Source organism: Vibrio lentus, assembly GCF_002875945.1.
Lineage (GTDB): Bacteria > Pseudomonadota > Gammaproteobacteria > Enterobacterales > Vibrionaceae > Vibrio > Vibrio apostichopi.
In genome coordinates this window covers 1-22,788 of record NZ_MCZK01000177.1, presented here as the reverse complement: position 1 = coordinate 22,788, position 22,788 = coordinate 1, and the positions used below count along the sequence as shown (strand labels likewise).

General features: G+C 42.1%; 19 protein-coding genes and 1 tRNA gene. 10 read left to right on the top strand and 10 right to left on the bottom strand.

Annotated elements, in window-relative coordinates:
- Positions 1–161 precede the first annotated feature (161 nt).
- Complete coding sequence (locus BCT49_RS24295; protein ID WP_102438821.1) at positions 162–1,046, bottom strand: D-hexose-6-phosphate mutarotase; 885 nt, start codon at positions 1,044–1,046, stop codon at positions 162–164.
- A gap of 235 nt (positions 1,047–1,281) precedes the next feature.
- On the bottom strand, positions 1,282–2,277 hold the full coding sequence (gene gap / locus BCT49_RS24290; protein ID WP_029223576.1) for a type I glyceraldehyde-3-phosphate dehydrogenase: 996 nt from the start codon (positions 2,275–2,277) through the stop codon (positions 1,282–1,284).
- A 358-nt stretch (positions 2,278–2,635) separates the two neighbouring features.
- On the opposite strand from gap, the gene msrB reads away from it, so the two are divergent.
- Positions 2,636–3,034 carry a peptide-methionine (R)-S-oxide reductase MsrB gene (gene msrB, locus BCT49_RS24285; RefSeq protein ID WP_102438853.1) on the top strand — a complete coding sequence of 133 codons (399 nt, stop codon included), beginning with the start codon at positions 2,636–2,638 and terminating at the stop codon, positions 3,032–3,034.
- A 142-nt stretch (positions 3,035–3,176) separates the two neighbouring features.
- On the opposite strand, the gene BCT49_RS24280 is transcribed toward msrB, so the two are convergent.
- Positions 3,177–3,983 carry a DUF2989 domain-containing protein gene (locus tag BCT49_RS24280; protein ID WP_102438818.1) on the bottom strand — a complete coding sequence of 269 codons (807 nt, stop codon included), beginning with the start codon at positions 3,981–3,983 and terminating at the stop codon, positions 3,177–3,179.
- 113 nt (positions 3,984–4,096) lie between these two features.
- Between BCT49_RS24280 and BCT49_RS24275 the strand changes: the two genes are divergently transcribed.
- On the top strand, positions 4,097–4,378 hold the full coding sequence (locus BCT49_RS24275; RefSeq protein WP_017107368.1) for a YeaC family protein: 282 nt from the start codon (positions 4,097–4,099) through the stop codon (positions 4,376–4,378).
- A 106-nt stretch (positions 4,379–4,484) separates the two neighbouring features.
- On the opposite strand, the gene ansA is transcribed toward BCT49_RS24275, so the two are convergent.
- The gene (gene ansA / locus BCT49_RS24270) at positions 4,485–5,501 is read right to left on the bottom strand and encodes an asparaginase (protein WP_102438816.1); all 1,017 of its coding nucleotides are present in this window, start codon (positions 5,499–5,501) and stop codon (positions 4,485–4,487) included.
- 118 nt (positions 5,502–5,619) lie between these two features.
- Positions 5,620–7,470: a signal peptide peptidase SppA gene (gene sppA / locus BCT49_RS24265; RefSeq protein WP_102438814.1), complete on the bottom strand. Its 1,851-nt coding sequence runs from the start codon at positions 7,468–7,470 to the stop codon at positions 5,620–5,622.
- 279 nt (positions 7,471–7,749) lie between these two features.
- On the opposite strand from sppA, the gene BCT49_RS24260 reads away from it, so the two are divergent.
- The 3 genes from BCT49_RS24260 to BCT49_RS24250 all read left to right on the top strand — a co-directional run bounded on the left by BCT49_RS24260 (position 7,750) and on the right by BCT49_RS24250 (position 13,356).
- Positions 7,750–9,759 (top strand): NADPH-dependent 2,4-dienoyl-CoA reductase, encoded by a 2,010-nt coding sequence (locus tag BCT49_RS24260; RefSeq protein ID WP_198595902.1) that lies wholly within the window; start codon positions 7,750–7,752, stop codon positions 9,757–9,759.
- 223 nt (positions 9,760–9,982) lie between these two features.
- Complete coding sequence (locus tag BCT49_RS24255; RefSeq protein WP_017070328.1) at positions 9,983–10,531, top strand: NAD(P)H nitroreductase; 549 nt, start codon at positions 9,983–9,985, stop codon at positions 10,529–10,531.
- Positions 10,532–11,382: 851 nt separating this feature from the next.
- Positions 11,383–13,356 carry a DNA topoisomerase III gene (locus tag BCT49_RS24250; protein WP_102438812.1) on the top strand — a complete coding sequence of 658 codons (1,974 nt, stop codon included), beginning with the start codon at positions 11,383–11,385 and terminating at the stop codon, positions 13,354–13,356.
- Between the two features lie 72 nt (positions 13,357–13,428).
- On the opposite strand, the gene BCT49_RS24245 is transcribed toward BCT49_RS24250, so the two are convergent.
- From BCT49_RS24245 to BCT49_RS26320, 3 genes are read right to left on the bottom strand one after another with little or no spacing between them, the layout of a single operon-like run.
- Positions 13,429–14,430: a DUF3080 domain-containing protein gene (locus BCT49_RS24245; RefSeq protein ID WP_102438810.1), complete on the bottom strand. Its 1,002-nt coding sequence runs from the start codon at positions 14,428–14,430 to the stop codon at positions 13,429–13,431.
- A gap of 7 nt (positions 14,431–14,437) precedes the next feature.
- Entirely contained in the window at positions 14,438–15,124 is a 687-nt protein-coding gene (locus BCT49_RS24240) for an SDR family oxidoreductase (RefSeq protein ID WP_102438808.1), read from the bottom strand.
- 25 nt (positions 15,125–15,149) lie between these two features.
- Entirely contained in the window at positions 15,150–15,275 is a 126-nt protein-coding gene (locus BCT49_RS26320; RefSeq protein WP_261891219.1) for a hypothetical protein, read from the bottom strand.
- A 110-nt stretch (positions 15,276–15,385) separates the two neighbouring features.
- On the opposite strand from BCT49_RS26320, the gene BCT49_RS24235 reads away from it, so the two are divergent.
- Positions 15,386–16,306 carry a histone deacetylase family protein gene (locus tag BCT49_RS24235; protein WP_102438806.1) on the top strand — a complete coding sequence of 307 codons (921 nt, stop codon included), beginning with the start codon at positions 15,386–15,388 and terminating at the stop codon, positions 16,304–16,306.
- Between the two features lie 65 nt (positions 16,307–16,371).
- On the opposite strand, the gene BCT49_RS24230 is transcribed toward BCT49_RS24235, so the two are convergent.
- Positions 16,372–16,462, bottom strand: a tRNA-Ser gene (locus tag BCT49_RS24230).
- A gap of 268 nt (positions 16,463–16,730) precedes the next feature.
- On the opposite strand from BCT49_RS24230, the gene BCT49_RS24225 reads away from it, so the two are divergent.
- The 3 genes from BCT49_RS24225 (at position 16,731) to BCT49_RS24215 (ending at position 20,558) form a co-directional block, all read left to right on the top strand.
- On the top strand, positions 16,731–17,174 hold the full coding sequence (locus tag BCT49_RS24225) for an RrF2 family transcriptional regulator (RefSeq protein ID WP_102438804.1): 444 nt from the start codon (positions 16,731–16,733) through the stop codon (positions 17,172–17,174).
- Positions 17,175–17,202: 28 nt separating this feature from the next.
- Positions 17,203–18,387 carry an NnrS family protein gene (locus BCT49_RS24220; RefSeq protein WP_102438802.1) on the top strand — a complete coding sequence of 395 codons (1,185 nt, stop codon included), beginning with the start codon at positions 17,203–17,205 and terminating at the stop codon, positions 18,385–18,387.
- 845 nt (positions 18,388–19,232) lie between these two features.
- A complete protein-coding gene (locus BCT49_RS24215; protein ID WP_102438800.1) occupies positions 19,233–20,558 on the top strand; it encodes a tyrosine-type recombinase/integrase in 1,326 nt (441 codons plus the stop codon).
- A gap of 893 nt (positions 20,559–21,451) precedes the next feature.
- Here BCT49_RS24215 and BCT49_RS24210 read toward each other — a convergent pair.
- Positions 21,452–22,303 (bottom strand): hypothetical protein, encoded by an 852-nt coding sequence (locus BCT49_RS24210; protein WP_102438798.1) that lies wholly within the window; start codon positions 22,301–22,303, stop codon positions 21,452–21,454.
- Between the two features lie 216 nt (positions 22,304–22,519).
- Between BCT49_RS24210 and BCT49_RS26025 the strand changes: the two genes are divergently transcribed.
- On the top strand, positions 22,520–22,788 hold a 269-nt coding region (locus tag BCT49_RS26025), incomplete at its 3' end, for a hypothetical protein (protein ID WP_206747750.1).

The window sequence follows — 22,788 nt, the reverse complement described above, 5'->3', positions numbered from 1 at the left end:
AAATAAAACAAATAAATCACGAGCTGACGTTTATTTGAACAGAGGAGAGGGGATTACTTCTACGAAAGGTTTCAATTGCTTAGAGACGCGCGAGGTATGAGGCAATAAAAAATGCAGCTTGTAGGCTGCATTTTTTGTTTTTAATTAAATTAGCTAGAAGCTTAGTTCGATGCAATCACCGTAATCAGCTGGTGGCTTTCGCCAGGCTGTAACGTTTTGCCTGCTTCTAGGCTTGGTGCGTGCAGTGTTGATTCTACGCACATCATAGTTAGGTAACCGTCGTCTTGCATGTCGCCCATACTTGCAGCGCCTTCCGCCCACGGGTTCCACAATACAGCAGAGTTATGCCCGTGGTTTTCAACCATTAGTGTACGATCCAGCTTTTTGTCGGCAACGAAGATTTGCGCTTCTGGCTGTGTGTAAACACGGTCAATTGTGTCAGTCAGTATCAGCTCAGCACCACCTTGGCAGATCTTACCACCTTGCAAGCTATCTATGTACTCAGCACCCATACCTGTAGTCGTTGTGTTGTGAATATCGCCAACATTTAGGTAAGTGTGTAGCGCACCAGAGAAAGTCCATGGTTGCGAATCTGTGTTCTTCACATCCAAAGTTACTTTTAGTTGGTCGCCAATCTCAACGTTCAATCGAGCATCGAATTGATGAGGCCATACTGCCAGAGTCGCTTCGCTAGGTTTCAGACCTAAGCTTACAATCACGCCAGCTTCGCTTTCACGGTGCTCAACCAATTGCCATTCGCTTGAACGAGCAAAGCCATGTGCTGGTGCGGCAATGCGACCAAACCAAGGCCAACATACTGGAATACCGCCACGTAGGGCCGTTTTTCCGTCGAATTTAGCTTGTTGGCTCATCCAAATCAGGTCTTCTTGACCTTGTGGTTGGAATGACACAACATGACCGCCAAACAACGAAATCGCAGCGTTTGCTTTATCGTGGATAACGCGAACCAATTTGACACCTTCATGTTCAACGATAGTGACGTTGTCAGAAAGTACAGTCAGTGCAGGTAGAGTAGATAAATCCATTACATGATCCTTCTAAGGAAATTGAATTCAAATGCTGACTAGAACTAGGGTGCTTGTGAATTTATGAGTGACAAGCAGAGTCAGTATTAGAATTAAATTTTGGTGATTGGGATTAAAGTCGGAAGTCGTTTAAAAGATAGCAGGTATTAAAAAGGCGACACTAAGGTCGCCTTTTTCAAAGTCTGCTCAAAACAGTCTTCGCTAATGCTTATCTAAAGCTATTTCTAAAAAGAAATTACTTAGAGATGTGAGCGATTAGGTCTAGAACTTTGTTTGAGTAACCGATTTCGTTGTCGTACCAAGATACAACTTTAACGAATTTGTCAGTTAGAGCAACACCAGCTTTAGCATCGAATACTGAAGTTTGAACTTCACCGATGAAATCTTGTGATACTACTTGGTCTTCAGTGTAACCAAGAACGCCAGCCATTTCGCCTTCAGAAGCTTCTTTCATTGCAGCACAAATTTCTTCGTAAGATGCAGCTTCTTTTAGGTTAACAGTTAGGTCAACTACAGATACGTTAGCAGTTGGTACACGGAAAGCCATACCAGTTAGAAGGCCGTTTAGTTCTGGAAGAACAACGCCTACAGCTTTAGCTGCACCAGTTGAAGATGGGATGATGTTTTGAGAAGCACCACGGCCACCGCGCCAGTCTTTAGCAGAAGGGCCATCTACAGTTTTTTGAGTTGCTGTAGTAGCGTGAACTGTAGTCATAAGACCAGACTCAATGCCCCACTTATCGTTAAGTACTTTAGCGATAGGTGCAAGACAGTTAGTAGTACAAGAAGCGTTAGAAACGATGTCTTGACCAGCGTAAGATGCTTGGTTAACGCCCATTACGAACATTGGAGTTGCATCTTTAGAAGGGCCAGTAAGAACTACTTTCTTAGCGCCAGCAGTGATGTGCTTACGTGCAGTCTCGTCAGTAAGGAAAAGACCAGTTGCTTCAGCAACTACGTCTACTTCGATAGCATCCCACTTAAGATCTTCTGGGTTACGCTCAGCTGTAACACGTACAGTTTTACCGTTAACGATTAGGTTACCGCCTTCAACTTCAACAGTACCGTTGAAACGGCCGTGAGTTGAGTCGTACTTAAGCATGTATGCCATGTATTCAACGTCGATAAGGTCGTTGATACCAACAACTTCGATGTCATTGCGCTCTTGCGCTGCACGGAATACGAAACGACCGATACGGCCAAAACCATTAATACCTACTTTGATAGTCATTGTAGTTGCTCCACAACTTAATTTCTGATTAAAGATAACTGGTAGTAAAATTACAGAATCCAGTATACATCTGCAATAGATAATCCGACTTAACTTGTTTAATGTCAAAAAAAAGCGACGCTTTTCTTAACAATTGGGTGTAAGTGGTTGAAATTTGACCATTGCGACTGGCTCTGAACCCTTCCAGTTGGGTAAAATACCCCTAAATGATGATTCACTTATGAGTGTATATGTACAATGTTTCCTGGTGAGAAAGTATGTGCTACAAAACGACTCATATGCAAGCCTTTATAGAAAAAAGTAAATATAATAAAAGAGAATGTGGACGGATATTAACGTGATTCACGAGGAAGAAAATATGACAAAGCCTGATGAATACTGGCGTGAGCGCCTAACTGATGATGAATATGAGGTGTGTCGACTACGTGGTACTGAGGCCCCTTATAGTGGTAAGTTGTTACATAACCATGATACGGGGATCTATAGCTGTACCTGTTGTGAAGCCCCTTTGTTTATATCGGATAACAAATATGATTCAGGGTGCGGTTGGCCTAGCTTTGACGCCCCTGTGAATGATGAAGCAGTACGCTATATAGAAGATCTAAGTCACGGAATGAAGCGTGTAGAGATCCGTTGTGCAGCTTGTGATAGCCATTTAGGTCACGTTTTCCCTGATGGGCCCAAGACAACAGGTGAGCGCTTTTGTGTTAACTCAGTGTCGTTAATTTTCAACAAAAATGACAAAATTACGAAATAACTTGTAACTATTGTCTAATCCTTACAAGTTGCTTTTAGGCCCCCAAAGGGATGAATAGCCAAGTGAGTAGAGTTAACTCTAGTACAAATAAAAACAGCTACCATGAAGGTAGCTGTTTTTTTGTGCATTTAGAAATCGAAAACTAATAGTTCGGCACTATGGATGCGGTGTAAACGCCGTCTTCAATGGCTTCGACAATCTTTTCGGCATCATCATTGAATTGTTTGTATTGAGGTTTGTCGAAACGATACAACACATTAAGTTCTGCTTCTGAAGCGATGGGTACATCAAAATCTTTGGCGACCATGGCCCACAAATACGCTTTTTCTAAATGACCTAGGCTGTGGTTAATACTGGCCATGGATTTGAAAATCTCGGTATTGACGGCAGAACCGTTAGAAAGCGTTAAAGCATTGTTGAGCAGCGTTAAGGTTTTTTCATGATCGCGAGTCGTGTAGAAGGTGGCTAACGCATATTGCATTTCTGCCGTGTTTAACGCTTCTTTTCCTTCTAATTGCAAGAAACTGCGTCTGGCATTGGTGTCACCGGTTTGTGACCACAAGAAGTAGAGCGTCTCTGGTGTATCCGATTGAGACAGCTCTTTAACGATTCGTTCAGACTCTTCAATACTATGCATTAGAGCGGTGAAGCGACGTTCTTGAAGTTTAGATTGATCAATGGTTTCAATTTGCGCCGCCAGCTCTAGACACTTCTTATAAGAGGCGACCAATTTAAATTCTTTGATCTTATTGATCTCGGTTGGCTGTTTTAGAACTTCGAAGCGATGCCAGATGAGATCAGTACGTGCAACGCGGCATTGTCCGTCGTTCATATTGAGTTGTTCACATTGTAACGCTGAATTGCTTTGACATAGCTGATCCGTGTTCTTGTTCCCTTCAAGGCAACCAGCAAGCGCAAGAGGCAATATGCCAATAGCCAACCATTTCATAATCTTCATATTCCTTCACTTGTGATCAATTACACTTATTTTCGGTGAGGTTCTTGACTCAATTCTGTTACAGGTTATTTTCTGGTGAAAATTGTTAAAACTAGGGCTCTATCATGGATGCAGAACAACTTCTTAGCGCAATGACTCCTGAGGTCTACGAGCGTTTAACTTATGCCGTTGAAACGGGCAAATGGCCAGAAGGTACGGCACTTTCCAAAGAACAACGTGATTCGTGTATGCAAGCTGTCATGTTATACCAATCTAAACATAATGATGAAGCTCAGCATATGACAATTGCGGCTGGTGGTGACATTAGCTTTAAATCAAAGGCTGAACTCAAGAAACAGTTTAAATCAGACCAAGAAGATATTGTTAGGGTTAACCCGAATCATTAGGTTTAAATTACAACAAAGGGGAGGCGCTGTGCCACCCCTTTTTAATGTTAAGCTGTTTATTTTTAAGCAATAAATCTAAATAACTTGCTTTACAATACCCGCTTAATTATAAGCTCATCTCGCCACGTAACACTTGTTGCATCTTATTTTTTACTTCTTCGTAGCCTAGGTTTTGGCTAAGCAAGTAATGCAGTTTCGCAAGCGCTGCTTCTGGCGTCATATCGTAACCACTCACCACGCCAGCTTCCGCTAACGCACAACCCGTAGCGTAACCACCCATGTTGACTTTTCCCGCCAAACATTGAGTTAGGTTAACCACAATCACACCACGCTCAGAAGCGTCTTTCAGGTGCTGAAGCAGTTCTGGGTTCTGTGGGGCATTACCAACACCAAAAGTAAGCAGGATCATCGCATTCACAGGCTGCAGTAGCGTGTTGCGAATCACTTCGTGTGATATGCCTGGGTACATAGTGATAACACCGATGGGTTGCGGTGTAATGTTATGGACTTTAAAAGCGCCCTCAGGCTGTTCGTTGACCGAAACGTTGCTGCTCACCTGGATGTTGATACCAGCTTCTAGCAGTGGAGTCAGGTTTGGTGAGGTAAAGGCGTTGAAACCATCCGCGTGTGATTTAGTACTGCGGTTACCACGCATCAACTTGTTGTTGAAAAACAGCGTTACTTCATTGATTGGGTAGTTAGCCGCAATGTGCAGTGCATTCAGCAGGTTTGCTTGTCCGTCTGAACGTAACTCTGCTAATGGGATCTGAGAGCCCGTAACAATCACAGGTTTGCCAAGGTTTTCTAACATGAAAGACAGAGCAGAAGCGGTATACGCCATGGTGTCTGTGCCATGCAGGATAACGAAACCATCGTACTTATCGTAGTTTGCGCGAATATCATCAGCGATAGTCTGCCAGTCAAGTGGCGTCATATCAGAAGAATCCATGAGTGGTTCGTATTCGTGAATGGTGTATTCAGGCATCTCTGGGCGATGGAACTCAGGCATGCCAGCTAGCTGCTTATCCATAAAACCAGCGACCGGAACGTAGCCGTGATCAACAGATTTCTGCATGCCAATTGTGCCGCCGGTGTACGCGATGTAGATGTGTTTTCTTTCCATGGCGATAAATACTTAGTGTGATGTAGGGAACAGGGGGGCGATTATAGCGAATTATCGTGCAATAAAAAGAGGCGCCTCACACAGAGGCGCCTCTTGATTACAAAGCGTTAGAATTAACTTATTGAACTTGGCAATTTAGACAAAATGCATAACGTCCTTGTGGGTCGTTAAAGTTGCCTAATAGTTGGCTATCTTGAGCTAACTGCTGAGTAACAGGTTGTAAACTGCTTGGTATAATCGATTGAATATCAAGACCTATCGACATCTGAACTTGGTTCATAAACTGCTGAATAAACTGTTCAGTCGCGGTAAGTGGCTTTTCTACCCAGTAGATATTGTAGCTTTCTAGCTCAGCGAGTGAAGCGGCGGCTTCAATTGCATCATCAAAGTCACCAATCTCGTCCACTAAACCTTTCTGCATCGCATCTTGACCCGTCCAAACTCGACCTTGAGCAATCTTGTCGACAGCATCGACTTCCATGCCACGGTTTTCTCCAACTAAACTAATGAATCGGCGGTAGCCATTTTCAATGCCCATTTGGAAGGCGTCTTTCGCACCATCGCTGAGTCCGGTTGTAATACCAAGACCAGAGAAAGGTGACGTGCCAACACCATCCGTGTAAACACCCAGCTCGTTCAAGCCTTTTTCAAAGGTCGTGATGACACTAAAGATACCGATAGAACCGGTTAGCGTGGTTGGTTGAGCAAGTATCTTGTCTGCGCCCATTGAGATCCAGTAACCACCAGAAGCGGCAAGACTCGACATTGAAACTACCACAGGTTTGCCGGCTTCTTTAAGCGCTTCGACTTCGTTGCGAATTACTTCTGAAGCAAAGGCACTGCCACCTGGGCTGTCGACACGCAGTACAACCGCTTTTACTTTGTCGTCGTTACGCGCTTGGCGAAGCAGGGCTGCAGTGGTATCACCGCCAACAGTGCCACGAGGTTGTTTGCCATCCATAATTGCGCCGCTAGCGACAATAACTGCTACGTCGTGCGCTTCGCTTGTCATGTCTGGGAGCATGGTTGAACGGTATTCGTAGTAACCGAATGCGTTGTAGCTGTCTTGACCATCACTGCCAAACACATCAGCCAATTCAAGTCTCACTTGTTGGCGTGTTGCTAGTTCATCCACTAAGCCAAGTTTTTCAGCCAGTTTCGCGATATCACCATCGACAGACTCAAGCTCTTCCAAGAATGTGTCCATGCTTGGGTTCAATGTTTTCGCATCGATTTGACGGTTATGAGAGACATCATCTACGTATGCACCCCACAGTTGGCCTAACCAACGAGAAGCTGACTCTTTCGCTGCGTCTGACATGTCGTCGCGAATGAAAGGTTCGATTGCAGATTTGTAAGTACCGACGCGGAATACATGTGTATTTACGTCAAGCTTCTCTAATAGAGTTTTGTAGAACAACGAGTAAGCGCTGTAGCCTTTAAGCAGCACGCCGCCGTCTGGCGATAAGAAGACTTTGTTAGCGTAGCTGGCTAGGTAGTACTGGCTTTGGTTATAAAAGTCACCCACCGCATAAATCGGCTTACCTGTTGCTTTGAATTCATTAAGAGCCTTAGCAATGTAACGAAGCTTGGTCAGGTTGGTTTCTGGCAGCTCTTTGAGTGCTAAAACAAGACCAGTGACGTTTTCGTCGTCTTTTGCATAACGAATCGTTTCAACGATATCAAACAGGACGTTCTCTTTCGGGAGGTCTTTGCCAAGCAGTGAACCTGTTACGGAGTCCATTGGATTAATGTAGCGACTTTGCTCGACAATCGGCCCTGAAAGGTTGAGTACCAATGCCGATTGTTGCGGGACAGTTGGTTGAGTCGTATCTGAGTGAAAGTACACAAAGTAAATAATGGCGATACTGAGCAAAAAGAACAGGTTAACAAGCGCAAGACGCACAAACGTAATGAGCTTCCAAATCCCTTTAAAGATCATACCGATAAATTTGAATATTTTTTTCATTCTGTCTCCACAGTGAGATTACGTCGCTTTAACAAGTCGTAGTACCATTAATCTCAATAATATTAACTGCTTAGTATCCTACGATAATTCCCTAGCTCAAACTACACCAAGAATTGTTAATCGATATATATTCTCATTAAGTGTAGTCAAATTAAGGGTTTCTGAACGATTAATATGTCCTGCATTATGATCGGTGTTACAAAAATGTAAACGGTTGTTTGAACTTTTGGTGATTGAGCTATACTGTGGTCAGACCACAAGGATAAAATAATAGAAGTGATGTCTGCCATGTACCCACATTTACTCGAACCACTCGATCTTGGATTTACTCAGTTACGTAACCGTGTATTGATGGGATCAATGCACACGGGTTTAGAAGAAAATAAAGAAGGCCTACACAAACTCGCCGCATTTTACGAAGAGCGAGCTAGAGGAGGCGTTGGCCTTATTGTAACCGGTGGTTTTTCTCTAAATCTACGTGGCAGATTAACTCCGTTCAGTGCTGAATTCAGCAAGGTTAAACACGCGAAAGCTCACCAAGTTGTCACAGAGGCCGTGCACAAGCATGGCGGTAAAATTGCCCTTCAATTGTTGCATGCTGGCCGCTACGCGATGCACCCTTTTGCTCAAAGTGCTTCAGGCATAAAAGCGCCAATCGCCAAATTCGCACCGAGCGAAATGAGCCCGCGTCAGATTAAGAAAACCATTGATGCCTTTGCAAACAGTGCAGAGCTTGCTCAAGTTGCCGGTTATGACGGTGTTGAGATCATGGGTTCTGAGGGCTACCTCATTAACCAATTCATCTGTAAGCGTACCAACATGCGTTACGACGAATGGGGTGGCTCATATGAAAAACGCATGCGCTTCCCACTAGAGGTCGTTAAGTCGATTCGTGAAGCGGTTGGCGACGATTTTATTATCATTTTTAGACTGTCGATGCTTGATTTGGTTGAACAAGGCAGCACGTTTGAAGATGTTGTATTACTTGCTCAAAAGCTTGAAGAAGCGGGCGTGACCATTATCAACACTGGTATCGGTTGGCACGAAGCTCGTATTCCTACGATTGCGACTCAGGTACCGCGTGGTGCTTTCTCTTGGGTGACGGAAAAGGTTAAGCCTTATGTGTCTATCCCAGTCGTGACTTGTAACCGAATCAATACACCAGAAGAAGCAGAACGCATTCTCAGCTCTGGTCAGGCGGATATGGTCTCTATGGCTCGTCCTTTCTTGGCGGACCCTGACTTTGTCAATAAAGCCGCGCAAGACCAAGCTCAATTTATTAATACCTGTATCGGTTGTAACCAAGCTTGTCTTGATAATGTATTCAAAGGGAAGCGAGCAAGCTGCTTAGTTAACCCACGAGCGTGTTATGAAACAGAAATTGTTGTGCAACCAGCTCAAGCAACCAAAACCATTGCCGTAGTCGGTGCTGGCCCAGCAGGTTTAGCTTGTGCGACCACACTGGCGCAGCGTGGACACAAGGTTGACTTGATTGAGAAAAATGACCGAATCGGTGGCCAATTTAGACTAGCGATGCAGATTCCGGGTAAAGAAGAATTTAGAGAAACCATTCGTTACTTTGCGAACCAGATTGATGCAGCTGGTGTAAACCTTAAACTCGATACCGAAGCGACATTTGAGATGCTACTTAAGTACGATGAAGTCGTGATGGCAGCGGGTGTTGAACCTAGAAAGCTTAATCTTGAAGGGATTGACCAAGAAAAGGTAGTCGATTACCAAACCTTAATTCGTGAAAAGACACCGGTAGGCGAAAAGGTTGCGATTGTTGGTGCTGGTGGTATCGGTATTGATGTGGCAACCATGCTCACTGAGCCAACTTCTCATGGCTTAGATGATTGGCTTCACGAATGGGGCATTGATAAAAACATGGAGCACCCAGGAGGACTTTACCCTTATCCAGATTCATTCAGTGATAAAACGGTTTGGGTGATGCAGCGTAAAGCGGGTCGTGTCGGTAAAGGCCCAGGCAAAACCACTGGCTGGATTCATAAGCGTACGCTAGAAAAACGTGGCGTTAACCTATTAGGTGGCGTCAGCTACAACAAAATTGATGACGAAGGTCTGCACATTACCATCAACAAGAAGGAGCAGGTGCTGGATGCCGATTCCGTTATCGTGTGTGCGGGTCAAGTTTCTGTTCGTCCGTTTGAAGATATGTGGCAAGAGTTTGGTGGCAAGCTTCACGTGATCGGCGGTGCTGATTACGCGGGTGAACTTGATGCGGTACGTGCTATTCGACAAGGTGTTGAGTTAGCGATTAAGCTCTAACAACAAACAGAGTACTCTTGTTCGATAAGCTGAACTAGATGGGGTAAATAAGCTCGAACTAGAAAGAGAAATAAGGCTCCTAAGTCATAGATTTAGGAGCCTTTATTGTTTCCAGTACTGTTTGAACGATTGTTTCGATTGGACAGCTGTTGAGATTTATTATCGTTTGTATTCTGTGCTACAGTTCAACTATACAAACAATAAAAATTAGTAAGGACTTCAAATGGATGCTTTGGATCTATTGCTCAACAGACGCTCTATCGCAAAACTCTCTGATCCAGCACCTGAAGGTGTCGCGTTAGAAAATATCATCAAAGCGGGTTTACGTGCTCCAGACCATGGCGCACTGACACCGTGGCGCTTTGTTATCGCACAAGGTTCAGGGCTACAAAAGCTCTCTGATATCTTGGTTCGTGCTGCTGAAGCGGACGAAAGCGAAGAAGCGGTCATTGAGAAAGTAAAGAAAGCGCCGTTCCGAGCTCCAATGGTCATCACCGTGATTGCTAAAGTAACCGAGCACGAGAAAGTGCCCGCTATCGAACAACACTTGTCTGCAGGTTGCGCAGCACAAGCCATGCAAATGGCCGCAGTCGCACAAGGCTTCCAAGGTTTTTGGCGTTCAGGTAAATGGATGTTCCACCCTGAAGTGCACCAAGCTTTCGGCCTAGAAGGCGATGACGAAATTGTTGGTTTCCTATACCTAGGTACTCCGGGCTGCACACCAATGAAAGTGCCAGAGCGTGACTTCTCAAAGTTCGTCGAGTTCTTATAGATACTTTGAAAGCAGCCCAACAAAGAGCTGCCCAATTCGACTTACAAACTGAATCTTGCGATAAAAGCTATAACAGCCGTAGGTAGTTGAAATTCATCAGCAACTAAGAAATCTATAATTGCTAAGACTGATTCGATAAAATCTAACAAATTAGTTAGTTTTTGAAACATATTTTATGCTCTCGCTTTGTGTCAAGAATTGCACATTGTCTTTAACTCAAACTTTGATATGATTCGACGTGAAATTAGTAATCGTAATCATTGTTCAGAAGTCTGTGCCCTTTGTAGGAGAAGGATTCAAACTTTGTTAATGCAACGTGCGTGATACTGATAAATAAGTCCACACTAGTGTGGGCTTTTTTATTGCCTGTGTATTGTCATTCTATTCCTCTCTTAAGTTGGTTTTCCTTTACCACGATATGTTGTGCTTGCTTGATTTTAACTGAACAATATAGCGTGCTTTTCTATACTATTTACCTGCTATATTTTCTCGTATTTAACGAGAACCACCAACTTTGAGTATTGATTTAGGTCAATAAAAGCCCCAAGCTGACCAAGATCAATTCATTATTATTACGTTAGTTCTCTCTTTAGGAAAAATAAATAAAACCAATAATATAGTGTCAAAATCGTTGCTTTTTCTAGAGTCATTGCAGGCAGTAGCCGAATAGTTATTGGAAGACTCAAAACAAGGAGCTAGTAATGAAAGCTTAATCAGGCAAGTATTTAGCAGTGCATATTTACTAGTCAGTAGTTTTTTGAATGCCAACTGTATAAACAACCAGTTTTCCTTGATTTCTAGGGGCCACATTAGATAATGTGACCCTAATTGTTTGTAGCATCTGGAAAAACATGTCTCGCCTTATTATTGCTGAAAAACCAAGCCTAGGCCGCGCGATCGCCGCCGCACTCCCTAATCCACAAAAGAAAGACCAAGGGTTTATCAAATGTGGTAATGGGGATGTGGTGACTTGGTGTATTGGACACTTATTGGAGCAAGTTGAGCCAGACGCTTATGACGACCGTTATAAGAAATGGAATCTCGCCGATCTTCCTATTGTGCCAGAGCAATGGCAGCTGAGACCGCGTAAGACCTCAAGTAAACAGCTTACGGTGATCCGAAAGCTATTAAAGGACGCGACCCAAATTGTCCATGCGGGTGACCCGGATAGAGAAGGGCAGTTGCTGGTTGATGAAGTGATTGACTACTGCAAGGTATCTAAGGCTAAGAAAGAGTCGATGGACAGGCTACTTATTAGTGACTTGAACTTGCCAGCCGTGAAGCGTGCGCTCTCTCAAATGCGCAGTAACCGAGACTTTATTCCACTGTCTATTTCTGCTTTAGCACGCTCTAGAGCCGATTGGCTGTATGGCATGAACATGACCCGAGCTTACACCTTGCTTGGTCAAAAGGCGGGTTACCAAGGCGTGTTGTCGGTAGGGCGAGTGCAAACGCCAGTACTTGGTTTGGTTGTAAGACGTGATGAAGAAATCGAGAATTTCATTCCTAAAGATTACTTCACTCTGCATGCGCTGATCCCTTATCAAAACAACGGCCAGAGCTTTGATATTCGAGCGCGTTGGAAACCAAGCGAAGCATGTAAACCTTGGCAAGATGAAGAAGGCCGCGTGCTCAATCGAAAGCTGGTTGAGAATGTTGCTAACCGAATTGCGAATCAACCTGCAACGGTGACGGAATCAGAGCAAAAGCAAAGTAAACAAGCGGCACCACTCCCTTATTCGCTGTCAGCTCTGCAGATTGATGCGTCTAAGCGTTTTGGCATGAGTGCTCAACAGGTACTCGACACTTGTCAGTCATTGTATGAGAAACACAAACTCATCACTTACCCACGTTCTGACAGCCGATACCTGCCTAAAGATCACTACTCGCAACGAGAGTCGGTAGTCGATGCTATCGCTAATAATGCGAAAGAGCTGCAACGTGGTGCTCAAGGTGCGGATCTTTCTCTTAAATCCAAAGCATGGAACGACAGTAAGGTCGATGCTCACCACGCGATAATCCCAACACCGAAGAAATCATCGGTGAATGGCTTGTCTGCTAATGAGATGAAAATCTATCAGCAAATCGCTCGTCAGTATCTGATGCAGTTTTATCCGCCGGCCATTTTTGCCGATGCCAAGCTTGTGTTTGATATCGCTGGTGGCGTGTTCATCGCAAAAGGACGTCAGCTTATCAACCCAGGTTGGAAGGTGTTGATGGGTAAAACGGACACAGAAGAGAAAGGCGATGGCACAGATACGGTTCCTCCATTGGATAAAGGAACGGTGCTGACGTGTCGTGAAGGCGTGATTGGCGACAAGAAAACCGAGCCACCAAAACACTTTACCGAAGCTACGCTGTTACAAGCGATGACAGGTATTGCACGTTTTGTGGCGAATAAAGATCTCAAAGCTATCTTGAAAGAGACCGATGGCCTTGGAACTGAAGCAACTCGTGCGGGCATTTTAGATACTTTGTTCAAAAGGCAGCTGCTAACTCGACAAGGTAAAAGCATTCACAGTAGCCCGGCGGGAAGAGGTTTGATTAATGCCTTGCCTGAGGACTCAACCTTTCCAGATATGACTGCTCACTGGGAACATCAGTTGCAAGGTATGGCTGAGCGAAACCAAGCGTATCAACCCTTCATGCAAGAATTAGAAAGCAAGATCGACGGCTTGATGGGCAAGGTAAAAACGGGTGAAGTCCCTGAGTCTCTGCGTCATCTTCCTAAAGTCGAAAGACCTGCCTTTAAACGTCGCAAAGGTGGTGGTGCGAAGTCTTATGCCAAGAAAGGTACGTATGCTAAAAAAGGTGCTAAAAGCTAGGAGCTAAAAGTTAGGCACTGAGAACAAACTGCTGTTTATTGGCGCTACTGCTGCTTATTGGTGATACTGGAACTAACGACCAACTTTGCGCCCGCAGCGCTTAAATAGCTGTTGCCAATAATCAACATGGCGTCGAGTAGATGATCGAAAGGCTTGATGCGCATCTTGTATGGGAAAGTAATAACTGTGTAGCTCCGGCTGTGCGTCAAACATAGCAAGCTGCGGATCTAGCTGCTGATAGTAGCCATCCAGTTGCGCCATGTAAGGCTGAACCTTGCCAATGTATTGCTGTTCGAACACATTGTTAAGGTAACGAAACTTAGTCGTGTCTCGCTGCTCACTACAAATTATGTTGGCGTCAAAAGTTGTGAGTTGTTTGGTAATGGTATCAAGCTCAACAGAGGCACGAGATAGTGAGTAGTACAAATCCCCAAGCGTCGAGCTCTTCTCTAACCCTTCTTGAACCTCAGTAGTCTTGCCGGAAACGAGCGGTGTATTTAACGCTCGGTTAATATGCTCTAGGGCGTCACTTGTCTGTCGGACTTGTTCGCCGATATCAGCACGCAACCACTGACTTCCACGCATTTGAGACTGCATCGCTTCACTGGCATAGATGAGATTCCATTGGTGCAGTGGAAATTGTGCGAGCTTCTGCTGCTTGATTTCTTTGAGTAATTCTACGATCTCTGGATCTAATTCGTTATTAGATAAACATTGACCAATACCTTCCAGTAGAGCGACTTGATAATCGTAATTTCGGAACTCGTCGGCGACTTTTCCGAGTACGGAATTTCTTTCTGCAATCAGATTGAACAATCCACATTGTCGAAGTTGATAACTGTCGATGAGCCCGATAGAGAGCGAAGGAACTTCAATAAAGAGTTCTCGCTTTCTCGGTAAGCTTTCGAGCTCCCAGTCTTCCTGTATCTCGTCAGCATCTTGCACGTTGGCTATTTTGGTCTGATAGTCGTCGAAGTAGCTCTGTGGGCTGTCATCGAAACATCCAGTGAGCACCATTGTTAGACACAACAGTGTTGAACGTACGAGTAAGCTTGAGATAACGCGACGACCCATGTTATGGCTACCAGTCTATTTCGCTACCATCGAAATTAAAGAAGTGACCACTCACTTCAGTATTCGATGACTCTATTACAGTCACAAGGCCTTTAGCCGAAGTCTCTGTATCAATAAGAGCATTTGGTCCGCCCATTTCGGTCTGTACCCAACCAGGATGTAACGCCAACACTGTAAAACCATCATCGGTCAAGTCGTTGCTTAAACTCTTCACAACCGAGTTTAGAGCCGCTTTAGAGGAACGATAGATATAGCCTCCGCCTGATGTGTTTTCAGACATGCTGCCCACTCTTGATGAAAGGCACGCGATCTTTTTTATTGGGCTTTTTGCAAGCAGAGGCAGTAAGGATTCAACGAGCTTGAGAGGAGCGATGGTGTTGGTTTCGAAAACGCGACGCCACTCTTCTACATCGGTATTACCTAATCCGTAACCTTTAGGGCCATAGTAGCCAGCGTTGTTGATGAGAATGTCGATGGATTCAAGTTTTGAAGGAAGTTCATTGACGGATTGATAGTCCGTGATGTCGAGCTGTATACACGAAAGGTTGCTGTTTTCGTTTGCGAGAGCAAGTAACTCTTGTGCTGTGGAAGCATCGCGATAGGTGGCATACACGGTGTGCCGATCATTGACGTAGTGTCGGGCTAGGCTTAAGCCAATACCTCGGTTCGCACCAGTGATAAAAATAACGCTCATAATGATTCCTTGTTAGTTCAATCAGTTAAGTGTGATGGGTTAACGCGAGAAAATCAACGCTCCACCAACTGACCATTAGCATGCTCACGAAAATCATTACTGCTGCGACAGAGCCGCAGATCACACCACAGATGAGTATTACGTTTTTCATTGTTGTCTCTGAAACTAATTAAATCTAATGATAATTATTATCATTAATTAAGGTTGTCGCCAAGTCTGAGACTGTTATGATTTTGAGATTGATACGTAATACGCCTGACTATGACTCCTTTAATTTACCATCCAATTTATTCTCAGTTGCCTTTACCAGAAGGGCATCGTTATCCAATCCATAAATACCAACTGTTGCACAGTGCGGTGAAGCACCAAATGGACAGCGATTCAAAATGGGGTAATGCATTCGAAATGTTCCAGCCAATGCCTGTTTCGGTAGAACAAGTAAAGCAGGTACACGATGGTGAATATGTCGATTTGCTGGTTTCTGGAAATTTGCCTGCGGCAAAAATGAGACGCATCGGCTTTCCGTGGAGTGAACAGCTTATAGAAAGGACACTCTATTCAAGTGGTGGAACCTGCTTGGCCGCTGAAATGGCTATTGAGAGTGGTTTAGCGATTCATCTCAGTGGTGGCTATCATCATGCGCACCGAGATTTTGGCAGTGGCTTCTGTTTGTTGAATGATCTGGTTTTGGCAGCAAAGCATGCGCTAACGTTTGAGCATATCGATAAAGTGCTGATCATAGACAGTGATGTCCACCATGGTGATGGTACAGCGACACTTTGCCAAGAGAATGACGACATTATTACTCTGTCATTCCACTGCGATAAGAACTTCCCTGCGCGTAAACCTGTGTCTGACTTGGATGTACCGTTAAGCCGTGAAACAGAAGATGAAGAGTTTCTGCGTTGCTTTGAACAAGTCACCAACATGGCTATTGCTCATCATCAACCGGATCTGATTATCTATGATGCGGGTGTCGATATTCATCAAGATGACGAATTGGGGTATTTGAATATTTCTACACAAGGGATATTTAAACGCGATTGTTTGATGCTCAATTTAGCAAAGAGTAAAGCGATTCCAATGGCGTGTGTTGTCGGTGGTGGTTATCGGTCGGAACATAAAGATCTGGTGCCGATCCACATGCAGTTACTAAACGCTGCATTGGCTGTGAATAGCTGAATTGTTGAGGTACGTGATCTTCAGATACAAAAAAGCCGCTGATTTCTCAGCGGCTTTCTTTAATGTGGTGGAGGGATAGGGATTTGAACCCTAGAACCGCTATTAACGGTTGCCGGTTTTCAAGACCGGTGCTTTCGACCACTCAGCCATCCCTCCAGTGCCGCGAATAATATAGTGGTGTGATTCGCTTGTAAATACCCTTATGAACTGACTGCTTTTTTTATGAACAAGTTTGTGTGTTTATATATTGCTAGAGTGAAAATTCATCTAATACAAGAGATGCAATAAACGAAGTTAAGGGGGCAGGCAAAGGTGTAGATTTAGCTTCTTTCTGTGTCGTTCTTATTTCCCTCTAGGGTTAATCTTGCCTTTAATGATTATAAGATTCATAATGAATGCATCTTATAGAGTGAAATATCCCACTATGCATATCACACGTTACACTGATTACTCCCTGCGAGTTCTGATTTATCTAGCGATCAACAACCAATCTCTTAGCACCATCGGCGACATTGCTAACAGCTATGGTATTTCTAAAAACCATTTAATGAAGATTGTTCAACAGCTCAACCTTAAGGGGCATTTGATCGCTACCCGCGGCAAAAATGGTGGCTTGAAACTGAGTTGCCCGCCAAGTCAGATCAATATTGGTACGTTAGTTCGAGAATTAGAAGATAAACGTAACTTAGTTGAATGCTTTGGCGAGGATAACCGCTGTGTCATTACGCCAAATTGCCAATTGAAAACTATCTTTGCTGAAGCTCAAGAGTGTTTTTACAAAAGCTTAGACGCTTATAGCTTACAAGATCTCCTAGGCGAAGAGCACAGCTACAAGCTAGGACAAATCTTGGCGGTTGAAGTTATTTAATTTTGGTTAACTCACTAGGTTTATGATGATGAAAGATTTAAATGCAAACCCCAATAATGGCGTCTCAATGACAGCATTTTTTGAACTCGCGTTTCGACCGTTTTTCTTGTTTGCGTCACTTTTTAGTATTGCAGCGTTAGTCGGGTGGGCCGCGTTTTGGAATGGCAGCGCAACCCTGAATGTTTATGGCGGAGCAATGTGGTGGCACATTCATGAAATGTTATTTGGCTTTGCTGCCACTGTCGTGGTGGGCTTCTTGCTGACGGCAGTACAGAACTGGACAGGTGTCCGCAGTATTAACGGGCGCGGGTTAATGTTACTTCTGGCTATCTGGCTTTGCGCGAGAGTAGCGATGTTCTTGCCGGATGTGTTAAGCCCTTGGTTGGTGGCTGGAATTGATTTGCTGTTTTTACCTATCGCAATGATTTCTCTTGCTCACAATATTGTCAGTGTAAAACTTTGGCGAAACCTGTTGTTCGTTCCCATTTTGTTGCTAATGACTTTTGCCAATGCCGCAATGCACTATGGCGTTCTATTTCAGCAGCCAGTCTTAATTTCACAAGCGAGTACAGGCATGGTGCTGTTGGTGACCCTAGTCATGTGCATTATGGGTGGACGAGTCTTTCCTATGTTTACCGCTAATGGCACACAGACGCCACGAACTCCAGCATTACCATGGCTTGAAAAGCTGAGCATAGTCAGCACGATTCTCGCTGTTGTGTTGAGCTTTCAGATACTTCCCGTTGCACAAGGCATCGTTGCTACCGTGTTTATTGTCAGTGGCTTGGCAAACGCGTTTAGGGCGGTAAGGTGGAAGATATGGGTAGCATTCAAGACACCCCTCGTGTGGACTTTACATTTAAGCTATTGGGCAATTTCGTTAGGGCTTATTTTATTTGGCGTTTCGATCATTTCGCCATTGGTCACGCAATCACAAGCGATTCATGCGCTAACTGTGGGTGGAATGGGAGTGATGATCTTATCAATGATCTCACGTGTGTCGCTAGGACACACCGGTCGAACTATCGCGATTGGCAAAATAATGACCGCGGCGTTAATCGCCATTGTCTTTGCCTTTATTGTGCGAGTGTTTGGCGGGTACTTTACCCATAATATTGTCTATATCATTACCTTATCCAGTGCTCTGTGGGTTGCTGCATACAGTTGTTTCGTTGTGTTGTACTTACCAATTCTAATAAAACCAAAAGCTTAAATACTCCATGATAACAAGTGGGAAATTCGACTAATATTAAAGTTGCATTTAAAATGCATCTTTAATATTATGTCCTTATTGAGTTACTTAAATACAACCAAAGAGAGCATGATTATGAGCTGTTGTGGCGGATGTGGTGGTTCAAACCACGAAGAACAAGCAAATGAAGCTGAACAAAAGAAACAAGCAGAGCAGCAAGAGACTAAGCAAGAAAACGCTTAATTTAAGCAGCGCTCAAGCCAAATTTAAAAATCCAGAGATTTCGATGAAGCCTCTGGATTTTTTATTTTTATGGATTCATAGAGAGAGTCTGAGAAAAACCAAATTTGACTCTTCAATTCAGCCTGCCCCTCCAGTTAATGACTTTACCCAAATGGCATGTATCGCTCGCCAATCACATTCAATGAACGTGCGTGTAGGTAGGTGTGGTTTAACATTTGTATCGGTGACTGAAACGCGGGGGAGTATGCATTCAATAGGATTGGCGATAGTCAAACAGCAATAGAGCAGTAACAGCGCTTTAAAGTGTTCAGATGTGTCGTGAGGAACAGGTTTGGTTGTAGGAACAGATACCAATCGGGTAAGCTAAGGCTGGTCACTAAGGATTGTGAAAGATTAGATCTTAGGCGCGATTGATTGTACGTCAGATGCAAAAAAGCCGCTGATTTCTCAGCGGCTTTCTTTAATGTGGTGGAGGGATAGGGATTTGAACCCTAGAACCGCTATTAACGGTTGCCGGTTTTCAAGTTTGATTGTTTAAGTGTTGTTATGTATTATTTTTCAATGCGTTACCGCTTTTTATCAAGTCGTGTAAACACAAAACTAAACAAATCAAGGTGTTAAAAATGGCTAAAAATGGACAAAAAAGCGAGTATCACAAGCTCAAAGACGGGTTAGCAATTCGAAAAGTTCCACAGTCAAAAAATTATGGTATTTACTTAAAGTTTCCAAACCAAAAACCTCTTCAGTTTTCGCTAAGAACTGACGATTATGACGAAGCGGTAGAAAAAGCAATGGAAGAATATTACTTCAATAAAATGCTTTTAAGCCGTGGCGAAAAAATCCGCCAACCAAAGCAAAAATCAACAGTTCACAAAATCATTGATGAACTGATCAAAGTCCACGAAAAAAATCAAGATGCTTTAAAAATTGACGGAAAAGAGAAAAAACACGAAACACACATAAGAATCTTTAAACGTATCAAGCAATTTTACAAAGAAGACTTGAATCCGTCAGGTCTTGAAATGCCTTTAATCCGTGCTTATTTTGAAGAAAATCAACCGTTTTCAACTACTCAACTACGAGTTACAAAGTATTGTTTTAATGAGATTTTTGATCGAAGCGTAGAGAAAAAACTCATTACTAAAAATGACGTTGTTGACTTGAAAAAAATCAAGCCAAGTAAGAAACCCGAAAGCAGAAAAGATCATTTCACATACTCAGAGTTTTCGAAAGTAGTAGTCCACGCTATAAACGAATGCAGAAACGCACACGGAAAAGGACAACACACTCAGAGAATGGCAATTCTTTACTCGTCATTTCTTTTTTATTCGGGCGTTCGGGCTGGATCTGAAGCTCTTGGCATAACTTGGGGAGACTTGAACTTTTCAGATTTTGGGGATCTGTATTGCACCGTTCGAGAAGGGAAAACGAAGAACTACACAAGAAATAATAGAAACGTCATTCTTGACCATTTCGCAGAAGAAACTATCCATTCAGTTGTTGCTTTGAAGTTCCCGAAATTGGCGCAAAAATTCACGAAAAAAGAAGCGGTGTTGTTCTTGAAAAACAACAAAGCAGGAGTAACAATTTTTTCAACCAATTTCAGCCAAAAACCCACATATCCAAAGATTTTTAAGAAGTGGATTGACGAGTTGAAAGAGACAAAAACACTATCAAAATCAAAGGATTTAACGCTTTACAGTTTACGTCATAGCTATATCACAATAGCACTTGAGAACAACGTTCCAATCCCGTTAATCGCTGAAAATGCAGGAACTAGCGGCACAATGATCGAGAGACACTATTCACACATTACAGTTCTTACGCCAGAAGCTAGAAAAGCCCTTTTAAGAGACAAAATAATGTTTGAAAATGGGGAAAGACTGGAAAAGACACAAGCGGAAAAACGCAAGGTTATTGATAATCTTATTGACAATTTCGATGCGTGATTTGTGCAGAGTCGTTTAAGTCGAAAACAAGTTTTCTCCTGTTCTGAAAAAAGCCCGATATGTAAGGCATTTTAAAAAAAGTGCTGTATGTGTCGGGTTACGTTACAAACGGACAAATCCAACAGTTTTGATTATCGATCAATTGGACAAATCCAACATTTTCTTGATTAAAAGTGATATTGCAATTTTTAAGTGTTTTATTTGAAAATGGTGGTTTAAGTCTTATTTTGGTAAGTTTATGATTTTGATGATGTTCTTAGTTGATAATTGCAATTAAGAGATTTAAACAAAGCTAGGTTTTGATTGAGTTTTAATTTTCAAAAAACGATAGACACAACAAAGAAACGAGACAAGCAGCAACAACGCACAAGGCGGATAAATCCCTACATATCAAGGTTTTTGGTGTTGTAAATATGAAAAGTTGAGTTGTTGAAGTGTTGCGGTAAAAATTAGGGTGTACCCCTAAACTGTCAAAATTGAAAAAATCAAACGGTTGGTTTTTCTATCAAAAAGATTGCATATAATCACTAAAAAAGAAAAGTGTAAAAAGTGAAATTAAAAAATCCTTATTTCTAGGGCTTTTTTAGGTTTTGAGTTGCTAAAATATACACTTGAATAGATTTAATGTGTTAGGTTGTTATATTTACACATTATCTATATTTCTAATTATATGGTAATTTACATAACGACACTTTCAAAACTATCGAAATATCAAAACTGTTGGATTTGTCGGTTGAGTCCATGAAAGAAAAATTGTTAGATTTATCGCAAACAATGCCAAACTATTCAGAGCTTAAAAAAGTTGGATTTGTCCAACTTTTGATTAAAAATCCTTTTATTTAAATGAAAAAAAACGCCCTATTGAGCGTTAAAAATTAATTAAAATCAATGGATTACATAGACGTATACAAGTCAAACATATCATTAATTTCTTCAAAATCTGCTTCGTCGTAACCGTAGAAATCAAGCGTTACTATCTTTGAATAAGTATTGTTGTTGATGTTGTAACTTACTGTAAAATCACGCTTTCCTAGTCGTTTTGGCGGTTCTACAAACGTTTCAGTCAATGTTATTTGAGCTTCATTTTTAAGAGCAGTAAAGCGAGAATTAAAGTAACTGTATCGCTTTCCGTCAGCAATCAAATACTTTTCAGTATCAACACGAAACTCATTTTTAGTAAAAATTTTGTTTCCACAAGTCGCTAAAACTTCTGTGATAATGTCTGAAAACTCACGATTATTGATAGTCAAACCGTCAAAATGATCTTTAAAAGATTTTTTAAACTCTTTGTTATTCGTTAGTTTTTTAAGACGTTGACGACTGTTTAAAGAAAGCTTTTTAGTGTCCAGAAATAGCGGTTTTTCTGGCATTGAAAAATCCCTCAATTTCTTAATTCCAAGTTTTCCAAATCGCCAGCCAAATGAATAATACGGAATAGCTTTAATTTCTAATTCTTTAATAAAGTTTTTATATGTTAAATAGTTTTCAATATTTTCTTGATTATCTTCGAAAATTGAGAAACTAGATATGCAACAATTATTTGTTTTAATGTTTGAATATTTGATTTTATTATCAGAAACTGTCTTTTTTACGTCTTCCAAGTCTTGTAAATATGAGTTACAAACTCTGTCAGTAAGTTCATTTGTAATTTCTCTCATATCAAAAACGTTAATTTTATACAAACGTCTAATTTCTGTTTTTGTCTGATTAAAATGTATTTTGTTATCTTTTATTTCATAATTCACTTCGAACCTCTCTTATTTGATCTTAATTATTTAATTACCATTTAATTTTTAACTTGTCAAATAAAAATATTGGGTTTGTCTAATTGTTTTTTATTTTAAAATAAGAGAAATAAAAAATAAGTATTGGATTTGTCGGTTGGGGGTTGCATACGGTAAGGTTTATTAATATCAAAGTTGTGATATATAAATAATAAAGAGAAAAAGGAATTAGAGATAATGAAGATTAAAATAATAACTTTGATTTTGTGTTGTTTCACAGCGTTTTTTTCAACTGCGAAGACACATACACAGATCAAACAAATCAAAGGAAATAAGTATAATATTTACTATTATTCAACGACTTACAACGATGGTAAGATTTTTACGAGTTGTTTTTATGGCTACCCAAATAATCCATTTACGAATAAAGGAAGTAATTGGTTGTCGCTTGGTGATCGTAGTTACTATGGGTTGAGAAGTAGAGATAGGCTTTGTTGCGTAATTCA